At 71.1% G+C, this 19438-nt stretch carries 16 protein-coding genes; 14 read left to right on the top strand and 2 right to left on the bottom strand.

From position 1 onward, the window contains the following. Positions 1 to 148: 148 nt before the first annotated feature. The 7 genes from AB0D14_RS06655 (at position 149) to AB0D14_RS06685 (ending at position 9535) form a co-directional block, all read left to right on the top strand. Positions 149 to 991 (top strand): nitrilase-related carbon-nitrogen hydrolase, encoded by an 843-nt coding sequence (locus AB0D14_RS06655; RefSeq protein WP_362775523.1) that lies wholly within the window; start codon positions 149 to 151, stop codon positions 989 to 991. A 113-nt stretch (positions 992 to 1104) separates the two neighbouring features. Next, a complete protein-coding gene (locus AB0D14_RS06660) occupies positions 1105 to 2382 on the top strand; it encodes an aspartate aminotransferase family protein (RefSeq protein WP_362775802.1) in 1278 nt (425 codons plus the stop codon). A 138-nt stretch (positions 2383 to 2520) separates the two neighbouring features. After that, complete coding sequence (locus tag AB0D14_RS06665; protein WP_362775525.1) at positions 2521 to 4182, top strand: PucR family transcriptional regulator; 1662 nt, start codon at positions 2521 to 2523, stop codon at positions 4180 to 4182. Positions 4183 to 4251: 69 nt separating this feature from the next. Next, the gene (locus AB0D14_RS06670; RefSeq protein WP_362775527.1) at positions 4252 to 5094 is read left to right on the top strand and encodes a nitrilase-related carbon-nitrogen hydrolase; all 843 of its coding nucleotides are present in this window, start codon (positions 4252 to 4254) and stop codon (positions 5092 to 5094) included. Between the two features lie 136 nt (positions 5095 to 5230). Further along, a complete protein-coding gene (gene hydA, locus AB0D14_RS06675; protein WP_362775529.1) occupies positions 5231 to 6634 on the top strand; it encodes a dihydropyrimidinase in 1404 nt (467 codons plus the stop codon). A 136-nt stretch (positions 6635 to 6770) separates the two neighbouring features. Next, positions 6771 to 7838 carry a TIGR03842 family LLM class F420-dependent oxidoreductase gene (locus AB0D14_RS06680; protein ID WP_362775530.1) on the top strand — a complete coding sequence of 356 codons (1068 nt, stop codon included), beginning with the start codon at positions 6771 to 6773 and terminating at the stop codon, positions 7836 to 7838. A gap of 101 nt (positions 7839 to 7939) precedes the next feature. Continuing rightward, on the top strand, positions 7940 to 9535 hold the full coding sequence (locus tag AB0D14_RS06685; protein WP_362775531.1) for an NCS1 family nucleobase:cation symporter-1: 1596 nt from the start codon (positions 7940 to 7942) through the stop codon (positions 9533 to 9535). An 83-nt stretch (positions 9536 to 9618) separates the two neighbouring features. Here AB0D14_RS06685 and AB0D14_RS06690 read toward each other — a convergent pair whose 3' ends face one another. Together AB0D14_RS06690 and AB0D14_RS06695 are read right to left on the bottom strand one after the other, a co-directional pair. Beyond that, entirely contained in the window at positions 9619 to 10281 is a 663-nt protein-coding gene (locus AB0D14_RS06690) for a hypothetical protein (RefSeq protein ID WP_362775533.1), read from the bottom strand. A 150-nt stretch (positions 10282 to 10431) separates the two neighbouring features. Further along, complete coding sequence (locus tag AB0D14_RS06695; protein WP_362775804.1) at positions 10432 to 11436, bottom strand: carboxymuconolactone decarboxylase family protein; 1005 nt, start codon at positions 11434 to 11436, stop codon at positions 10432 to 10434. A 251-nt stretch (positions 11437 to 11687) separates the two neighbouring features. On the opposite strand from AB0D14_RS06695, the gene AB0D14_RS06700 reads away from it, so the two are divergent. The 7 genes from AB0D14_RS06700 (at position 11688) to AB0D14_RS06730 (ending at position 19239) form a co-directional block, all read left to right on the top strand. Further along, complete coding sequence (locus tag AB0D14_RS06700) at positions 11688 to 12788, top strand: sensor histidine kinase (RefSeq protein WP_362775534.1); 1101 nt, start codon at positions 11688 to 11690, stop codon at positions 12786 to 12788. After that, the gene (locus tag AB0D14_RS06705) at positions 12785 to 13453 is read left to right on the top strand and encodes a response regulator transcription factor (RefSeq protein ID WP_362775536.1); all 669 of its coding nucleotides are present in this window, start codon (positions 12785 to 12787) and stop codon (positions 13451 to 13453) included. Before AB0D14_RS06700 ends, AB0D14_RS06705 begins: the two co-directional genes overlap by 4 nt. 39 nt (positions 13454 to 13492) lie before the next feature. Continuing rightward, positions 13493 to 14140, top strand: coding sequence for a DUF4232 domain-containing protein (locus tag AB0D14_RS06710; RefSeq protein ID WP_362775538.1), 648 nt, complete (start codon positions 13493 to 13495; stop codon positions 14138 to 14140). Positions 14141 to 14234: 94 nt separating this feature from the next. Then, on the top strand, positions 14235 to 16139 hold the full coding sequence (locus AB0D14_RS06715) for a gamma-glutamyltransferase (RefSeq protein ID WP_362775540.1): 1905 nt from the start codon (positions 14235 to 14237) through the stop codon (positions 16137 to 16139). Between the two features lie 183 nt (positions 16140 to 16322). Continuing rightward, positions 16323 to 17168 (top strand): inositol monophosphatase family protein, encoded by an 846-nt coding sequence (locus tag AB0D14_RS06720; protein WP_362775542.1) that lies wholly within the window; start codon positions 16323 to 16325, stop codon positions 17166 to 17168. Between the two features lie 119 nt (positions 17169 to 17287). Further along, the gene (locus tag AB0D14_RS06725; RefSeq protein WP_362775544.1) at positions 17288 to 18697 is read left to right on the top strand and encodes an NAD(P)/FAD-dependent oxidoreductase; all 1410 of its coding nucleotides are present in this window, start codon (positions 17288 to 17290) and stop codon (positions 18695 to 18697) included. Then, on the top strand, positions 18694 to 19239 hold the full coding sequence (locus tag AB0D14_RS06730) for an O-acetyl-ADP-ribose deacetylase (protein WP_362775545.1): 546 nt from the start codon (positions 18694 to 18696) through the stop codon (positions 19237 to 19239). The genes AB0D14_RS06725 and AB0D14_RS06730 overlap by 4 nt, the downstream gene beginning before the upstream one ends. Positions 19240 to 19438: the final 199 nt, after the last annotated feature.

A 19438-nucleotide genomic window follows, 5' to 3' on the forward strand; every position in this document is an offset into this window, starting at 1 on the left:
ACCCACAGGGGTGCGAAACATGATCGACTCCGCCGGTTAACGACGATGGTCTTGCCCAGTGCGGCGGCGAGGCTTACTTTCAGGGCTCTACGCCCATTGTCTACGGGCGTAGAGGCTCTCTGACGTCACGTCGAAGGAGCAGCAGCTCATGGCCAACGTCGTACGCGCCGCTCTGGTCCAGGCCACCTGGACCGGCGACACCGCATCCATGGTCGCCAAGCACGAGGAGCACGCCCGCGAGGCGGCCCGTCAGGGCGCGAAGATCATCGGATTCCAGGAAGTCTTCAACGCCCCCTACTTCTGCCAGGTCCAGGAGCCGGAGCACTACCGCTGGGCGGAACCCGTACCGGACGGCCCGACCGTCACCCGTATGAGGGAACTCGCCCGTGAGACCGGCATGGTCGTCGTGGTCCCGGTGTTCGAGGTCGAACAGTCCGGCTTCTACTTCAACACCGCCGCGGTCATCGACGCCGACGGCACGTACCTCGGCAAGTACCGCAAGCATCACATCCCCCAGGTCAAGGGCTTCTGGGAGAAGTACTACTTCAAGCCGGGCAATCTCGGCTGGCCCGTCTTCGACACCGCGGTCGGCAAGGTCGGCGTCTACATCTGCTACGACCGCCACTTCCCGGAGGGCTGGCGTCAGCTCGGCCTGAACGGCGCCCAGCTCGTCTACAACCCGTCGGCGACCTCCCGGGGCCTCTCCGCCCACCTGTGGCAGCTGGAACAGCCGGCCGCCGCCGTCGCCAACGAGTACTTCATCGCCGCGATCAACCGGGTCGGCTCGGAGGAGTACGGGGACAACGACTTCTACGGGACGTCGTACTTCGTCGACCCGCGAGGTCAGTTCGTCGGCGAGCGGGCGAGCGACAAGAGCGAGGAACTCGTCGTCCGCGACCTCGACCTCGACCTGATCGAGGAGGTCCGCCAACAGTGGGCCTTCTACCGGGACCGCCGCCCCGACGCGTACGAAGGACTGGTGCAGCCGTGACGACAGACGCTTCCCAGGGCTCGACCCAAGGTCCGGCCCAGGGTCCGACCCAGACCTCTGCCCAGAGGGCCCAGGATCCGGCCCAGGGCTCGGTCCGCGGCCCGGCCAAGGACCTGCGCCGGCGCCACCGGGCCGTCCTGCCCGACTGGCTCGCCCTCTACTACGCCGACCCCCTCGAACTCACCCACGGCGAGGGCCGCCACGTATGGGATGCCGAGGGCAACAAGTACCTCGACTTCTTCGGCGGCATTCTCACCACGATGACCGCGCACGCCCTGCCCGAGGTGACGAAGGCCGTCAGCGAGCAGGCCGGCCGGATCAACCACTCCTCCACGCTCTACCTCAACCGGCCGATGGTCGACCTGGCCGAGCGGATCGCCACGCTGTCGGGCATCCCGGACGCGCGCGTGTTCTTCACGACCTCGGGCACCGAGGCCAACGACACCGCGCTGCTGCTGGCCACCGCGTACCGCCGCAGCAACCAGATCCTGGCGATGCGCAACAGCTATCACGGCCGCTCGTTCAGCGCGGTCGGCATCACCGGCAACAAGGGCTGGTCGCCGACCAGCCTGTCCCCCCTCCAGACGCTGTACGTGCACGGTGGCGTCCGCACCCGCGGCCCGTACGCCGAACTCGACGACGCCGGCTTCATCGCGGCCTGCGTCGCCGACCTGGAGGACCTGCTCGGTCATGTGCGCCCGCCCGCGGCCCTGATCGCCGAACCCGTTCAGGGCGTCGGTGGCTTCACCTCACCGCCGGACGGCCTGTATGCGGCGTTCCGCGAGGTTCTCCAGGAGCACGGCATCCTGTGGATCGCCGACGAGGTGCAGACCGGCTGGGGCAGGACCGGCGACAACTTCTGGGGCTGGCAGGCACACGGGCAGAGCGGCCCGCCCGACATCCTGACCTTCGCCAAGGGCATCGGCAACGGCATGTCCATCGGCGGAGTCGTCGCCCGCGCGGAGATCATGAACTGCCTGGACTCCAACTCCATCTCGACCTTCGGCGGCACCCAGGTCACCATGGCCGCGGGCCTCGCCAACCTCACGTACCTCCTGGAACACGACCTCCAGGGCAATGCCCGCAGGGTCGGCGGACTGCTCATCGAGCGGCTGCGAGCTGTCGCCGCGCAGTTCCCGGGTGTACGAGAGGTCCGGGGCCGCGGGCTCATGATCGGCGTCGAGCTGGTGCGGCCCGGCACCGACCGGGCCGACCCGGACGCGGCCGCCGCCGTACTCGAAGCGGCCCGCGAGGAAGGGCTGTTGATCGGCAAGGGAGGCGGTCACAGCACCAGCGTCCTGCGCGTCGCCCCGCCCCTGTCGCTCACCGTCGCGGAGGCCGAGGAGGGCGCCGCGATGCTGGAGCGGGCTCTGCGGAGCAGTCAGCTCTGAGCGCCACGCAATGCCGTGCAGCAGGCAATCCCGTGCGGCACGCAATCCCGTGCAGCAGGCAACCCCGTGCCTGGGCAACTCCGTGCAGGAGTCGGCTCCGAGGAGCGTTCGGCACCGCAAGATTGAAGGTTCGCTGTCATGACCACCGCCTTGGAACCCGCCCTGTCGGTCCGGCAGGTCCTCGCCCTGGAGCGGGTGCTCGCCGGGGAGCCCGAGGTGGTGGCCGGTGCGGGCCAGCTCGACCGGCCCGTGCGCTGGGTGCATGTCGCCGAGGCCGCCGACGTCGGCGTGATGCTCAGCGGCGGCGAGATGGTCCTTACCACCGGCGTGCTGCTCGCCGGCGACCGGGGGGCCCAGGCCGAGTACATCCGCTCGCTGCACCGCGCGGAAGCCGCAGCCGTCGTGCTCGGACTCGGTCGCGCCTTCCCCACGCCTCCCGAGGTGATGCGCCGGGCCGCCGAGCGGTGCGGGCTGCCGATGGTGGTCCTGCACCGCCCGTTCCCCTTCGCCGAACTCACCGAAGAGGTCCAGTCCAGGCTCGTACGACGGAAGTTCGCGGCCGTCAGCCTCTCGGAGGCGGTACGGACGGCGCTGACCGGGCTCATCACGACGGGTGCCCCGCTGCAACGGATACTCGACGAGATCGCGGGCCACAGTGCCTGCCCGGTGGTCGTCACCAACCTCGCCCACCGGGTCCTCGCCACGGCGGGGGAGCGGTCCGCGGTCGACGATGTGCTGCGCGACTGGGAGCGCATCGCGCGGCAGGCCGGCGGCACCGAGGGCGACGGCTGGGTCCGCGCCGAGCTGGGCGGGCGCGGCGAGCGCTGGGGCCGCATCGTGCTCTGCGGCTACCGCGGTGACACCGCCACCGGGCGGTTGCTCGCCGACCGGGCCGCCGAGGCCCTCGTCCTGCACCGCATGCTCGGCGGCTCCGCGCACTCCTGGGAGGCACAGTCCGTGCAGAGCCTGCTCACGGACCTCGTCTCCGGAGCCGTACCGGCCAGGCAACTGCTGCCCCGGGCCCGCGCGGCCGGGCTGCCGGTCAACCGCCGGATGTTCGTGCCGCTGGTCGTACGAGGCGTGGAGGCGGCCCGACTCAACCGCGTACTGCGCCTGCTGGGGCTGCCCGGGCTCGTCGCCGAACTGGCGGACGGGGTCACCGCCGTACTGCTGAGCCTCGCCAGGGACCAGGACGCCGAAGCCCTCGCCACGCATTTCGCCCACCGCCTGCGAACGGAACCGGGAGCCGGCAGGGCGGAACCGGGAGGCGGCAGGTCCGAGGCGGGCGCGGCCGTCGTCGCCGCCGCGGACGCGCGGACCGGGTGGGACGACGTGCCCGCCGGGCTGCGCGAGGCCCGGCACGTGGCCGACGCCGTCACCGAGAGTCCGACCGGCCTCGACCTGCCGCCCGTGGTGCGACTGAGGGACGTACACCTGCGCGGGCTGGTCCGGCTGCTGCGGGACGACCCGCACGTCCAGTCCTTCGCGGAGCGGGAGCTGGACGGGCTGCTGTGCGGCGCCGACGCGGAGGCGGAGCTGCTGCCGGTGCTGCGGACGTATCTCGCCACGGGCCGCAACAAGTCGCGTACCGCGCAGCTCCACCATGTCTCCCGGCCCGCGCTGTACCGGCGCCTTGAGGCCATAGAGGCGCGACTCGGGGCCGACCTCGACGACTTCGAGCAGGCCGCCTCCGTGCACATCGCCCTCCTCGCGCACGACGCGCAGCACATGCGGCACCCGCAGCAGACACGACGCGCAGCAGAGGTGACACCGTGGAACGCCACACACCCACAGACGTGACACGCTGCACCTCAAAGCCCCCTCTGTGGCTTCCTAGGATCGCCGCACACCGAGCGACCGGAGGTCCCGATGAGCAGAGTGATCCGCGCCGCCGTCTTCCAGACCGCATGGACGGGCGACAAGGAGTCGATGATCCAGGTCCACGAGCAGGCGGCCCGCGACGCGGCCGCGCAGGGTGCTCAGGTCCTGTGCTTCCAGGAGCTGTTCTACGGGCCGTACTTCTGCCAGGTGCAGGACAAGGCCTTCTACGAGTACGCCGAGCAGATCCCCGAGGGCCCGATCGTCCGGCGTTTCCAGGCGCTGGCGAAGGAGCTGGGTATTGTCCTCGTCCTGCCGATGTACGAGGAGGAGCAGCCCGGCGTCCTCTTCAACACCTCGGCGGTGATCGACGCCGACGGCTCGTACCTCGGCAAGTACCGCAAGCATCACATCCCGCAGGTCGAGGGCTTCTGGGAGAAGTTCTACTTCCGTCCCGGCAACGGCGGTTGGCCCGTCTTCGACACCGCCGTGGGCAGGGTCGGCGTCTACATCTGCTACGACCGGCACTTCCCGGAGGGCTGGCGTGCCCTCGGGCTCGCCGGGGCCGAGATCGTCTTCAACCCGTCGGCCACCTCCCGCGGACTGTCCGCCTACCTGTGGCAGTTGGAGCAGCCGGCGGCGGCCGTCGCCAACGAGTACTTCGTGGGCGCCATCAATCGTGTGGGCGTGGAGGAACTGGGCTCCAACGACTTCTACGGGACCTCGTACTTCGTGGACCCGGAAGCCCAGTTCGTCGGGGAGGTGGCGAGCGACAAGGAGACCGAACTCGTCGTCCGCGACCTGGACATGGCGCAGCTTCGCGCGGTACGCGACCGCTGGCAGTTCTACCGCGACCGCCGCCCGGACGCGTACGAGCCGCTGACGACCCCCTGAGCGGAGATCACGTCGGAGGCACCCCGCGCCCGGTCTCACAGGGGCGCGGGGAACTGCGCGACCAGCCACAACGCACCCGCACGTAACCACCCGCCCTCGACTCGGGTGCCCACGACAGGAGAGGAAGAGAGGAACCATGAGCAGTCGAACCGTCATCCGCGGTGGCCTGGTGATCACCGCGTCGGACGAACTCCACGCGGACGTCCTCATCGAGGACGGCCGCATCGCCGCCCTGGCCGCGAGCGGCACCTCCGCCGCCGAGGCCTGGACGGCCGAGCGGACCATCGACGCCACGGGAAGGTATGTGATCCCCGGCGGCGTCGACGCCCACACCCACATGGAGTTGCCCTTCGGCGGTACCTTCGCCTCCGACTCCTTCGAGACCGGCACCCGCGCCGCGGCCTGGGGCGGCACGACCACGATCATCGACTTCGCGGTCCAGAGCGTCGGCCGCTCACTGCGCGAGGGCCTGGACGCGTGGAACGCCAAGGCCGACGGCAAGTGCGCCATCGACTACGGCTTCCACATGATCGTCTCCGACGTCAACCAGGAGACGCTCAAGGAGATGGACCTGCTGGTGGGGGAGGGCGTCACCTCCTTCAAGCAGTTCATGGCCTACCCCGGCGTCTTCTACAGCGACGACGGCCAGATCCTGCGCGCCATGCAGCGCTCCGCCGAGAACGGCGGCCTGATCATGATGCACGCCGAGAACGGCATCGCGATCGACGTGCTGGTGGAGCAGGCGCTCGCGCGGGGAGAGACCGACCCGCGCTATCACGGCGAGGTGCGCAAGGCGCTGCTGGAGGCCGAGGCCACCCACCGTGCCATCAAGCTCGCCCAGGTGGCCGGCGCGCCGCTGTACGTCGTGCACGTCTCGGCGACGGAGGCGGTCGCCGAGCTGGCCCGGGCGCGTGACGAGGGCCTGAACGTCTTCGGCGAGACCTGCCCGCAGTACCTGTTCCTGTCGACGGACAACCTCGCGGAACCCGACTTCGAGGGCGCGAAGTACGTGTGCTCGACACCGCTGCGGCCGAAGGAGCACCAGGCCGCCCTGTGGCGGGGCCTGCGCACGAACGACCTCCAGGTCGTCTCCACCGACCACTGCCCCTTCTGCTTCGTGGGCCAGAAGGAGCTGGGCCGGGGTGACTTCTCGAAGATCCCCAACGGGCTGCCGGGCGTCGAGAACCGGATGGACCTGCTGCACCAGGCCGTCGTCGACGGACACCTCTCACGCCGCCGCTGGATCGAGATCGCCTGCGCCACTCCGGCCCGGATGTTCGGCCTCTACCCGAAGAAGGGGACGATCGCGCCGGGCGCCGACGCGGACGTCGTCATCTACGACCCGCACGCCGAGCAGATCATGTCCGCCGAGACCCACCACATGAACGTCGACTACTCGGCGTACGAGGGCAGGCGCACCACCGGCCGCGTCGAGACGGTCCTGTCGCGCGGCCACGTCGTGATCGACCAGCGGAAGTTTGCGGGGCGCGCCGGCCACGGCCGGTACACGCCCCGCTCAACTTGCCAGTACCTCCAATGAGGTTTCGCCACTGCAACCAGGAGTGGCGCACGTGACTCCGCCCCGAGGGGGGCTTCCAACCCGAAGATTGCGGTCCAGCCCGAACCGGCCCATCACTGGGCGAAAGAAACGCTACTAGTTCCTTGCAAGGAGACCGATGGACTTCGGACTAGTCCTACAAACCGACCCGCCTGCCTCCCGCGTCATCAGCCTGATGAAGCGGGCCGAGCGCAACGGCTTCACGTACGGCTGGACCTTCGACTCCGCCGTGCTCTGGCAGGAGCCGTTCGTGATCTACAGCCAGATCCTCTCCAACACGACGAAGCTGAAGGTCGGCCCGATGGTGACGAACCCGGGCACCCGCACCTGGGAGGTCACCGCCTCCACCTTCGCCACGCTCAACGACATGTTCGGCAACCGCACGGTCTGCGGCATCGGCCGCGGCGACTCGGCCATGCGCGTGGCCGGACGCAAGCCCAACACCCTCGCGCGGATCAGCGAGGCCATGAAGGTGATCCGCGCGCTCGGCCGGGGCGAGGAGGCCGACCTCGGCGGTACGGTCGTCAGGTTCCCGTGGATCAGGCCGGGCGCCGAACTCCCGGTCTGGATGGCCGCGTACGGCCCCAAGGCCCTGAAGATGACCGGTGAGGAGGCCGACGGCTTCATCCTGCAGCTCGCCGACCTGTATCTCACCGAGTCCATGGTCAAGGCGGTGAAGACCGCGGCCGCCGAGGCCGGACGCGACCCGGCCGACGTCAAGATCTGTGTGGCCGCGCCCGCCTACGTCACCGAGGACGACTCGCCCGAGGCGCTCGCCCACGCACGTGAGCAGTGCCGCTGGTTCGGCGGCATGGTCGGCAACCACGTCGCCGACCTCGTTTCCAAGTACGGCGAGCACTCCGCCGCCGTCCCCGACGAACTCACCGACTACATCAAGTCCCGCGAGGGCTACGACTACTCCCACCACGGACGCAGCGGAAACCCCGACACGCAGTTCGTACCCGACGAGATCGTCGACCGGTTCTGCCTGATCGGCACGGCCGAGCAGCACATCGCGAAGCTGAACGCCCTGCGCGCGCTGGGCGTCGACCAGTTCGCCCTGTACGACATGCATGACGCGCAGGAAGCGGTCATCGACGCGTACGGGTCGACGGTCATCCCCGCCGTCAACTCAGCGATCACTCCCACTGGCGACGCAACGACCAATCCCGCCGTCGACGACTGACAGCGGACCTACCGGTCCCGGTCGCCCGCTCCCCGCTCCGGTTGCTTCCTCCGCGCCGCCCGCACGGCCTTTCCCGTCCCACCTCATCGATTGGCCTGCCCATGACCGAAACCGTCCCCACGGGGCCGCCGATATCCCAGTCCGCCGACGCCGAGGGCCGCATCGAACTCGTCCCCGGAGCCTTCCCCGCGAGCAGCCCTTTCGCCAACGAGGACCTGCGTCCCGTCCCGGTCTCCGAGCGCAAGTGGACGACGTACAACTTCGCGGCGCTGTGGATCTCCATGGCCCACTGCATTCCCAGCTGGACCCTGGCCTCCGGCCTGGTCGCCCTCGGCATGGACTGGAAGCAGGCCGTCTTCACGATCGCGCTGGCCAACGTCATCGTGCTGCTGCCGATGCTGGCCACCGGACACGCCGGACCCAAGTACGGCATCCCCTTCCCCGTACTGGCCCGTGCCTCCTTCGGGCTGCGCGGGGCCAACATCCCGGCGCTGATCCGGGCGGCCGTGGCCTGTGGCTGGTTCGGCATCCAGACCTGGATCGGCGGCAGCGGCATCTTCGCCCTCGGCTCCAAGCTGACCGGCGGCGAGTGGGAGGACGCGGGGAGGATCGCGGGCAACCCGTGGCCGCTGTGGCTGTGCTTCATCCTCTTCTGGGCGGTGCAGATCGCCATCATCTACCGCGGTATGGACTTCCTGCGGCGCTTCGAGAACTGGGCCGCGCCCGTCGTGATCGTCGGCGCGTTCGCGTTGCTGATCTGGATCGCCGTCAAGGCCGACGGCTTCGGCGCGCTGCTCGACCAGCCCTCGAAGCTCGGCTGGGGCCCGGACTTCTGGCCGGTCTTCTTCCCGTCCCTGATGGGCATGATCGGCTTCTGGGCGACCCTGTCGCTCAACATCCCCGACTTCACCCGCTTCGGCGCCAGCCAGAAGGCGCAGACCTGGGGTCAGTCCCTGGGGCTGCCGACGACGATGACGCTCTTCGCGATCCTCGCCGTGCTGGTGACCTCCGGCTCCGAGGCCGTCTACGGAGAGGCGATCTGGGACCCGGTGGCCCTCGCGGCCAAGACGGACAGCGCCTTCGGCCTGCTCTTCGCGCTCTTCATCGTGCTGATCGCCACGATCTCCGTGAACATCGCGGCGAACGTGGTCTCACCGGCCTACGACCTGTCCAACCTGGCGCCGAAGTTCATCAACTTCCGTACGGGCGCGCTGATCACGGGCGTCATCGGCATCCTGATCTTCCCGTGGAAGCTGATCTCCACCCCGGAGTTCTACATCTTCACCTGGCTCGGCGTGGTCGGCGGGCTGCTCGGCACGGTCGCGGGCATCCTGATCGCCGACTACTGGATCATCCGCCGTACGGTCCTGCACCTCGCGGACCTCTACACGCCCGGCGGGCGCTACTGGTACACGAACGGCTGGAACTGGCGGGCGGTACTGGCCTTCGCGGTCGGCGGTGTCCTGGCCGTCGGCGGCTCGTACTCGAACGTCGACGTGAAGGGGGCGAAGCTCGGCCCGTTCCCGGTCGACGGACTCATCCCGTTCCTCAAGCCGCTCGCGGACTACGGATGGGCGGTCGGCCTCGCCTCGGCGCTCGTCCTGTACGTCGTGTTGATGGCGCCCCTGGCACGGGCCGAACGCGCCGAACAGGCCGAACAGGCCAAACAGACCGAAAGGGCCAGCCGAACGGGCTGAAAGGGCCGGCCGAAACGGCTGAAGGGAGAAGCGAGCGGACAGGCCGCCCGACAGTGCAGTGGTCGGCCGCGCCGGAACCGGCTCTACTGAGCGGCTTCCAGCGCGGCCATCCCCTCCTTGGCGGCCTTGATGGCACCCTTGTTGATCTCGTCCGTACCAGGCGCCTTCTTGCTCTCGAAGTCGCTGCCGTTGTACGTGACGACCACCAGGGCGTTGGACGCGTGGACGATCACCATGCCCTCGCGCGTCTGCTGCTTGTCGTCGGTGGTCAGGTTCACCACCGAGTAGGCCTCGTCCCCGAGACCGGGGACCTTGCCGCCGCCGCTCTTCTCCCCCGTGCGCTGCTTGTAGGCGGCCAGGGCGGTCTCGTCGGATTTCTTGATTTCGTACGAGATGTCCAGCCAGCGGTAGTCGAACTCCTTGAGCGCGTTCCAGGAACACGTGCGGCGCAGCGACTCGTCGGTCGAGGGGATCTCCTTGCCGGCCGTCTTGGCGCCGGGCACCAGCGAGGTCACCGTCTTCTTCGTCACGCCCTCGCAGGGCGCGGGAGAAGCGCGGTACGTACGGCTCGCCGCGGCGGTCGCGGGCGCCGACGGCGAGGCCCCGCCGTCGGGGGAGGCCTTCTTCTCCGCGGTCGGAGTCGCGGCGAGCGGCCCGGACGACAGCGCCCAGCCCGCCGTGGCGAGCACGACGACCGGCGCCAGACGTGCGGTGAGAGCGAGAGGAAAAGAACGCACGGCGCACATTTCGTGGGGGACGGTGCGGAGAGGGTCCGCACGGCGGACGGGACGCCAGTGTCACATGCGTGGCTGTGGGGCGGAAGTGCGAACTCGCTCTGTGCCCGCCCGTGCCCGCGCGGTGAGCGGTCACAGGACGACCTCACGGCTCCACATGGCTCAGGGCCGGCCCAGCGGCAGTGCCCGCTCGATGCGGTCCACGGCGGCGAACGCGCCGTACGCGATCAGCTGGACCAGGCAGTGATCCGTGTACGGCGGCTTCTTCCAGGCGGCCACGTCCTCGTCGGTGATCCGGTACGGAGCAAGCGCCGCCAGCATCGCCAGCCGCGCCCCGGGCCGGTCCCCGCGGTCGGGCAGGGCGTCCCACACCAACGGCTGGTGCGAACCGTCCCAGGCCGCGACGGTGTCCTGTACGAGGTCCTGGTCGGCCTCGGTCAGCAGCCCGGCGCCCGCCGTGGCCGCCGTGCGCAGTGCCGCGTAGGCCGGGCCGACCGTCGTCCCGGCGGCCCAGGACGGGCCGGGCCCCGCGTCGCCGTCGAGGAGGGCGAGGCTCGTGCCGGGGACGAGGCGCCGGCGCACGGCCTTCGCCACGGAACGGCCGACGAGACTGCGGACCGCCCTGAACCGCTGGACGTTGCCCGGCAGCAGGTTCTCGGTCAGCAGCGCCGAGACGATCCGGTTGATGAAGTGGAAGGACAGGGCGGTGCCCACGTACGCGGCGGTGTGCTTGACGAAGAAGGGAGGCGGGGTGAGATCCGGGCTGCCCGGGACACGGGTCGCCTCGCCCCAGGCGACCATGCGCGCCTGCACCTCCTTCTCCGGGGTCTGACCGCGGGCCAGGCGCTCCGCGAGGGCGTGGTCGCCGGTCGCGTGCAGCAGGACGGTGTGCGCGTCCACGCAGAACGGGCACTTGTTGGCACGGGACACCCCGAGGGCGGCCAGCTCCTTGCCGGTGCGGCTGCCGTCGCCCGCCAGCAGCGACTCCCGCATCAGCGCCCAGGCGGCGGCGAGCAGTCCGGGCGAGGAGGACAGGACGACGAAGGTGGAGGCACCGTCGATACCGAAGTCCTCCGCGAGCTGTCGGTAGACCTCGGCGGTGCGGCCGGTGGCGGACTTGGGCGGCAGGGGCTCGGTGTAGCGGAACGGCGCGGTCGTGAACGGCATGGTCATGAACGGTGCGGTTCGGCCCTGCGCGGTCCCGCCCTGCGTGGCCCCGCCCCGTGTGGTCCTGCTGCCCTGTGTGGTCATGGGGAGAAGCCTGGCCCGCGGGGGTGCCGGCACGCGTCGTACGGCCGGAGGCAGTTGGCGGTGCGCCGACGCGACCGGCCCGCACATACCACTACTGCGGCGGGAGTAGTCCTGGGGTTGTCCACAGGGCTGACGCGCCTGTCCGTACGGCGGTCTACGGTACGGACATGAACGCGGACCGGGGCACCCTCGAACGGCTCGGCGACGTGGCGCTCGCCGTCGTGATCGGCGCGATCGCGGTGTCCGTGGCCGCCTTCGACCAGGACACCACACCGGTCGACCAGGCGCTGATCGTGGCCGGTTCGCTCGCGCTGGCCGCGTACCGGAAGGCGCCCCGTGCGGTGCTCGCCGTCACCACGGCCGCCCTGAGCGTCCATGTGCTGCACGCCCAGCCCGGGCCGCTCGCCGCCCTCCCCGTGGTGGTCGCCGTACACACCGCCGCACAGGCGGGGCACCGGGCGGTGGGCGCGGCAGCGGGCGCCGTGTTCCTCGGTGCGTATCTCGCGGCGGGCCCGGTGTCACAGGGCGGCGTCGAGCGAACCGCCCTGCTCGCGGGCTGGTTCCTGTGCGCCGTGGTAAGCGGCCTCGCCGGCCGCAATTGGCAGGCGTATCTGCGCCAGACGGAACAGCGCGCCCTGGAGGCCGAGCGCACCCGCGAGGAGGCGGCGCTGCGCCGGGCAGGTGAGGAACGCCTGCGGATCGCACGCGAGCTGCACGACTCGCTGACCCACAGCATCTCGATCGTCAAGCTCCAGGCAGGCGTCGCCGTCCATCTGGCCCGCAAGCGTGGCGAGGAGATACCCCCGGCCCTCCTCGCCATCCAGGAGGCCGGCGGGGAGGCCATGCGCGAACTGCGCGCCACCCTCGACGTGTTGCGCACCGACGAGCCGACCGGCACACCCGCGCTGCTCGTGGAGCGCGCCCGCGCGGCGGGCCTCGCCGTCGATCTGACCGTGACGGGCCGCGAGCGCCCGCTCGACGCGACCGTGGACCGTGCCGCGTACCGCATCGTCCAGGAGGCCCTCACGAACGCCGCCCGGCACGCCGGTTCCGCCAAGGTCGCCGTACAACTCGAATACGGGGAAGGCGAGTTGACGATATGCGTCGATGACGACGGCACCGCCGAACCGTCCCGGCCGCCCGCCGCGGGCATCGGACTCACCGGGATGCGCGAACGGGTGACGGCGCTCGGCGGCAGCCTGCAAGCGGCCCCGCGCGCGGAAGGCGGCTTCTCGGTGCGGGTCGGCCTGCCGTTGGAGCACGCGTGATCCGGGTCGCGCTCATCGACGACCAGGCCCTCATGCGGGCCGGGTTCCGGGCCCTCCTGGACGCAGAGGAGGGCATCGAGGTGGTCGGCGAGGCGGCCGACGGCGAGCAGGGGGTGGCGCTGGTGCGGGCGAAGGTGCCGGACATCGCCCTCGTCGACGTCCAGATGCCGGTGATGACGGGTATCGAAGCGACCCGCCGTATCGCCGCCGACCCGAGGCTGTCCGGCGTACGCGTGGTGATGCTGACCAACTACGGCCTCGACGAGTACGTCTTCGAGGCGCTGCGGGCCGGTGCCAGCGGGTTCCTGCTCAAGGACACCGAGCCCGCGGACCTGCTCCAGGCCATCGAGGTCGTCACGCGCGGCGAGGCACTGCTGTCGCCGTCCGTCACCCGCACGCTGATCGGCGAGTTCGTGGCCCGGCCGCCGGACCGGGCCGAGGCGCCCGGCCTGGAGTGCCTCACCCGCCGCGAGCGCGAGGTCACCGCGCTCGCCGCCCGCGGCCTCACCAACGAGGAGATCGCCGCCCACATGGTCATCAGCCCCTTCACCGCCAAGACCCACGTCAGCCGGGCGATGACCAAGCTGGGCGCCCGGGACCGCGCCCAACTGGTGGTGTTCGCCTACGAGTCGGGACTGGTCACGGCGCGTGGACAGGCGGAGTGAGTGACGGGTTCCGGCGAAGACCCGTGTGATGATCGGACGGTGATCGCGATACGCCCGAGGCCGTTCCGCAGTACCGCCCTCGCATGTCTGCTGGTGTCGGTTTCGGTGCTGGGGGTGAGCGGCTGCGGGCTCTCCGCCGAACTGGACCGTGAGAAGAACCCCGAACGCAGCCCCACACCGACGCCGAGCCCGGCGGTGGTGGCGCCCTCGTCGCCGACCCCGCTGTCGCCCCCCGAGCCGTCCGTGTCCGGCCCCGGCCTGCAGGCGGAGGAGGGCTGCCCGGCGTCCGGTCTGCGCTTCGCGGCCGACCAGGGCGACGCGGCGATGGGGCTGCGCGCCATGGGCCTCGACGTCACCAATTGCGGCGACAAGCCGTACAAGTTGAACGGCTACCCGGCCATCACCGTCCTGGACGGTTCGGGCGACCCCTTCCCCGGCGTACGGACCGCCGAGGGCACGGACGAGGTGTCCATGGCGCCGGAGGACCCCGGACCCCGCCCGCTGACGCTCGGCCCCGGCGAGAGCGCACACGCGGCCCTGTACTGGCGGATGCACAACACGGACGGCGTGTACCTCCGCGTCGCCCCGAAGAAGGGGGACGACACCGTGACCGTACGGCCTCCGTACCCGCTCGACATCGGTCCGGAGAACGTTCTGGGGACGACGGCCTGGCAACCGACGACATAGACGGACGACACAGACCGACGGTCTAGGGGGAACTGCCGGGGCGGGGTGTGTGCGTACGATCGCCCGACGCCCGTCCCGCAGTGAGGAGTTTCCCGTGTTCACGACCCGACCCACGCTCCAGGGCACCTTCGGAATGGTGTCCTCCACGCACTGGCTCGCCTCGCAGTCGGCGATGGCCGTACTGGAGGACGGCGGCAACGCGTACGACGCCGCCGTCGCCGCGGGTTTCGTGCTGCACGTCGTCGAGCCGCACCTCAACGGGCCCGCCGGCGAGGTGCCGATCATCCTGGCCCCGGCCGGCGGTGAGGTGCGGGTGCTGTGCGGGCAGGGCGTGGCACCGGCCGGGGCCACGGTCGCCCACTACAGGGGACTCGGCCTGGATCTCGTACCCGGCACCGGGCCCCTTGCGGCCGCCGTGCCCGGCGCCTTCGACGCATGGATGCTGCTCCTGCGCGACCACGGCACGAAGTCCCTGGCGGACGTCCTGCGGTACGCCATCGGGTACGCGGAGGACGGGCACGCGCCCGTGGAGCGCGTCGGCGAGACCGTGGAGACCGTACGGGAACTCTTCGAGAGCGAGTGGACCTCGTCGGCCGAGGTGTACCTGCCGGGCGGGCAGCCCCCGCGGCCGGGTGAGCTGTTCCGGAACCCCGCGCTGGCGGCGACCTGGCGGCGGCTCATCGCGGAGGCTGCCCAGGAGTCCCGAGCCGCCGAGGAGCCCCGGGCCGCCCAGGAACCCGGAACCGCGGCGGGCGGCACCCGGGTCGCGGAGATCGAGGCCGCGCGGCGGATCTGGCGTGCGGGCTTCATCGCCGAGGCGCTGGTGCGGCAGGCGGGTCGGCCCACGACGGACACCAGTGGCGAGCGTCACTCCGGCACGCTGACGGCAGCCGACCTGGCCGCGTGGTCGGCTGCCTACGAAGCCCCGGCCACGTACGACTGGCGGGGCTGGACGCTGTGCAAGGCGGGCCCCTGGAGCCAGGGCCCGGTGCTCCTTCAGCAGCTGGCCCTGCTGCCGCCCGAGCTGCCGCGGTACGGCTCCGCAGAGTACGTGCACCTGCTGATCGAGGGCTGCAAGCTCGCGATGGCCGACCGGGAGGCCTGGTACGGGGACGCGGGCGAGGTACCCCCGGCGCAGCTGCTGTCGGAGCTGCTGTCGCAGGAGTACAACGCCGGGCGACGGGCGCTGGTGGCGGAGAAGGAGGCCTCCCACGAGCTGCGGCCGGGGAGCCCCGGCGGGCGGCCCCCGCTGCTCAGCGGGCACGCGTGCGCGGTGGCCGCGGGAGAGGGCGCGTCCGGCCGGCCTCAGGCGCCGGGAGCGGGCGAGCCGACCGTGGCGAAGCGGCCGACGTCTCCCGTGCCCGGCGAGCCGGACGTCTCGGCGGACGGCGGCACCCGGGGCGACACCTGCCACCTCGACATCGTCGACCGCTGGGGCAACATGGTCGCGGCCACGCCCAGCGGCGGCTGGCTGCAGTCCAACCCGGTCGTGCCCGAGCTGGGCTTCCCGCTCGGCACCCGGCTCCAGATGGCCTGGCTGGAGGAGGGGCTGCCCAACTCCCTGACCCCGGGCCGCCGCCCGCGTACGACGCTCACTCCGTCGCTCGCGCTGCGGGACGGAGTCCCCGTCATGGCGTTCGGCACGCCCGGCGGCGACCAGCAGGACCAGTGGCAGCTGCACTTCTTCCTGGCCGTCGCCCTGCGCGCGGAGGTACGCGGCGGCCTGGACCTGCAGGGCGCGATCGACGCCCCGAACTGGCACAACGACAGCTTTCCCGGCTCCTTCTTCCCACGCGGAATGCGACCCGGCAGCGTGATCGTCGAGTCCCGCACGGACCCCGAGATCGTCGAGGAGCTGCGGCGCCGCGGCCACGACGTCCACGTCGGCGACGCCTGGTCCGAGGGGCGCCTGTGCGCGGTGGCACGGGATCCGCGGACCGGGGTGCTGTCGGCTGCGGCGAATCCGCGCGGGATGCAGGGGTACGCGGTCGGGCGCTGATCGAACGCTGACGCGGGCGGTCCGGAGGCGGCCTGGCGCGACTTGCGGCTTGCGGAGGGCAGAGGGCAGAGGGCAGAGGGCAGAGGATGGAGGCCGCGCCCGAACACCTGTTGTTCATGCCGATTCAACCCGTGATGCACCCACCGGGTGGGGATTGTCAGTGGGGCGTGCTCTCATGGAGGCATGATCGAGCACATGGAAACCATCGACGAGTTTCTCGCACGCCGCACCACCGACGTCGAGGCAGCCGTCCGCAAGGCGGCCGCCGACGAGATCATGCCGCGCTTCCGGCAGCTCGCGGCACACGAGGTGGACGAGAAGAGCGGCCCGCACGACCTGGTCACGGACGCCGACCGCAAGGCCGAAAAATACCTCACCGAGGTGCTCGGCAAGCTGCTGCCCGGCTCGGTCGTGGTCGGCGAGGAGGCGGTCCACGCCAACCCGGTGACATACGAGGCGATCCAGGGCGAGGCGCCCGTCTGGATCGTCGACCCGGTCGACGGCACGCGCCAGTTCGTCCACGGCGACCCCGGCTTCTGCACACTGGTCGCGCTCGCCCAGCGCGGAGTCGTGCTGGCGTCCTGGACGTACGCCCCGGTTCGTGACCAACTCGCCGTCGCCGTACGCGGCCGAGGCGCCCTGCTGAACGGCGAACCCCTCCGGGCCGGCGCGCCCGCTCCAGGCCGGGCCCTCGAAGTCGCCACGTCCCACCCGGACTACACGACGGACGACCAGAAGCGCGCGCTCCTCGGCCTGCGCGCGGAGGGTGTCGCCCCGCGCTCCTGCGGGTCGGCCGGTCTGGAGTACCTCGCCATCGCCCGCGGCGAGTTGGACGCGACGGCGTTCTCCTGGGAGGCCGCCTGGGATCACGCGGCAGGGCTCCTGCTCGTCGAGGAGGCGGGCGGCGCTCACCTGACGCTCGCGGGAGAGCCGTTCCGGATAACCGGCGGCAACACGCTTCCGTTCACGGCGGCGCGGGACGCGGCCACGGCCCGCCGGGTCGTGGAACTGCTGTCGGGCGGCGCCTGAGCCCTCGCGGGGCGGCGCTCGACCCCTGGCGGGCGGGGCTGAGGCAGGACTGCCGGAGACCCGGCATATCCTGACCCCCAGTGGCCATCGGCTGACAAAGGAGTCCGAAGGTGCCGTCGATGCTCGATGCCGTCGTGGTGGGTGCGGGGCCCAACGGGCTGACGGCTGCCGTGGAACTGGCCCGCCGAGGCTTCTCCGTGGCCGTCTTCGAAGCGCGCGACACCGTCGGGGGAGGTGCCCGCACCGAGGAGCTGACCCTGCCCGGCTTCCGCCACGACCCGTGTTCGGCCGCGCATCCCCTGGGCGTCAACTCGCCCGCCTTCCGGGCGATGCCCCTCGGGCGGTACGGCCTGGCGTGGCTCCAGCCCGAACTGCCCATGGCGCACCCCTTCCTGGACGGCACGGCGGCCGTGCTGTCGCGGTCCGTGGCGGAGACGGCGGCCTCGTTCGGACCGCGCGACGCGGGGACGTACCGCAGGCTCGTGGAGCCCTTCACTCATCAATGGGACGCCCTCGTACGGGACTTCATGTCCCTGCCGCTCAGCGCGCTGCCCCGCGACCCGGTCACCCTCGCCCGGTTCGGCCTGGCCGGTCTGCCGCCCGCGACCTGGCTGATGCGCAGGTTCCGCGACGAGCGGGCCAGGACGCTGTTCGCGGGGCTCGTCGCGCACGTCATGTCCCCGCTGGGCGGTTTCGCCACCGGTGCCGTCGGCCTGGTCTTCGCGCTGGCCGCGCACGCCCGTGGCTGGCCCGTCGCCCGCGGTGGCTCCCAGGCGATCTCGGACGCGCTCACCGCGTATCTCAAGGACCTGGGCGGCGCCGTCCACACCGACTACGAGGTCAAGCGCCTCGATGACCTGCCGCCCGCGCGCGCGTACGTCTTCGACACCTCGCCCACCGCGCTGAGCCGGATCGCGGGCTTCGGGCGGTACTACGAGCACTACCGGTACGGGTCGGGAGTCTTCAAGGTCGACTACGCCCTCGACGGACCGGTGCCGTGGACCGCGGAGGAGGCCCGCACGGCCGGCACGGTGCAGGTCGGCGCGGACAGCAAGGAGATCGGGGCCGCCCTGCGCGCGGTCTCCCGGGAGGGACGGGCCCCGGACGCGCCGTTCCTGATCACCGTGCAGCCCAGCGTCGTCGACCCCTCCCGGGCACCGGCCGGAAAACACGTGTTCTGGGCGTACGGCCACGTACCGAACGGCTGGACCGGGGACCTCACGGACACCATCGAGCGCCAGCTGGAGCGGTTCGCGCCCGGTTTCCGCGACCGTGTCCTCGCCCGTGCCACGGCGGGCCCGCCCGAACTCGCCGCCCGCAACGCCAACTACGTGGGCGGCGACATCGGCTGCGGCGCGGCCTCCGGTCTGCAGCTGTTGTTGCGCCCCAGGCTGTCGCTGTTCCCGTACAACACCCCGCACCCGGCGGTGTTCATCTGCTCCTCTGCCACGCCGCCCGGCCCCGGTGTACACGGCATGTCGGGGCACAACGCCGCCAAGGCCGTTTGGAAGAAGCTGCGCCGGTCATGACCACCATCGAACTCGTCAGGGGCGACATCACGCGGCAGAGCGTGGACGCGATCGTCAACGCCGCGAACTCCTCCCTGCTGGGCGGCGGAGGCGTGGACGGCGCGATCCACCGGCGCGGCGGCCCCGAGATCCTCGCCGATTGCCGCAAGCTGCGCGCCTCCCTCCCCCACTCTCGGCTTCGCTCGAGCGGGGGGACCCCCATCGGCAGAGGCCTGCGGACCGGCCAGGCCGTCGCCACCACCGCCGGCCGGCTGGACGCGCGCTGGGTGATCCATACCGTCGGCCCCGTTCACAGCCGGAGCGAGGACCGGTCCGAACTGCTGATCTCCTGCTACGGGGAATCACTGCGGGTCGCCGATGAGCTGGGCGCACGGACCGTCGCGTTCCCTGCCGTGTCCGCCGGAATCTACGGATGGCCGATGGAGGACGCCGCCCGCATCGCGGTCGGGACGGTGCGGGACACGGAGACGGCGGTGGCCGAGGTCACCTTCGTCCTCTTCGACGAGCAGGCGTACGAGGCGTTCGCCGCGCAGGTCCGCTGACCGGACCGAGTCAGGCGAGGCACGTAAGGCAGGCAAGTCGGGCGAGGCACGCAGGGCACGTAAGGCAGGCACGTCAGGCGAGATAGGTGCCCGCGCCTGGCCGCCCTCAGGATCACACAAAGTCCGACAGGATCATTGCTCCTATTGTGTTCGGGTCTTAGGGTTTTCCATGGCTCACTAGGCGCCTTTGTCCTCAGCA

This window comes from Streptomyces sp. NPDC048484, from assembly GCF_040651415.1.
Taxonomy (GTDB): domain Bacteria; phylum Actinomycetota; class Actinomycetes; order Streptomycetales; family Streptomycetaceae; genus Streptomyces.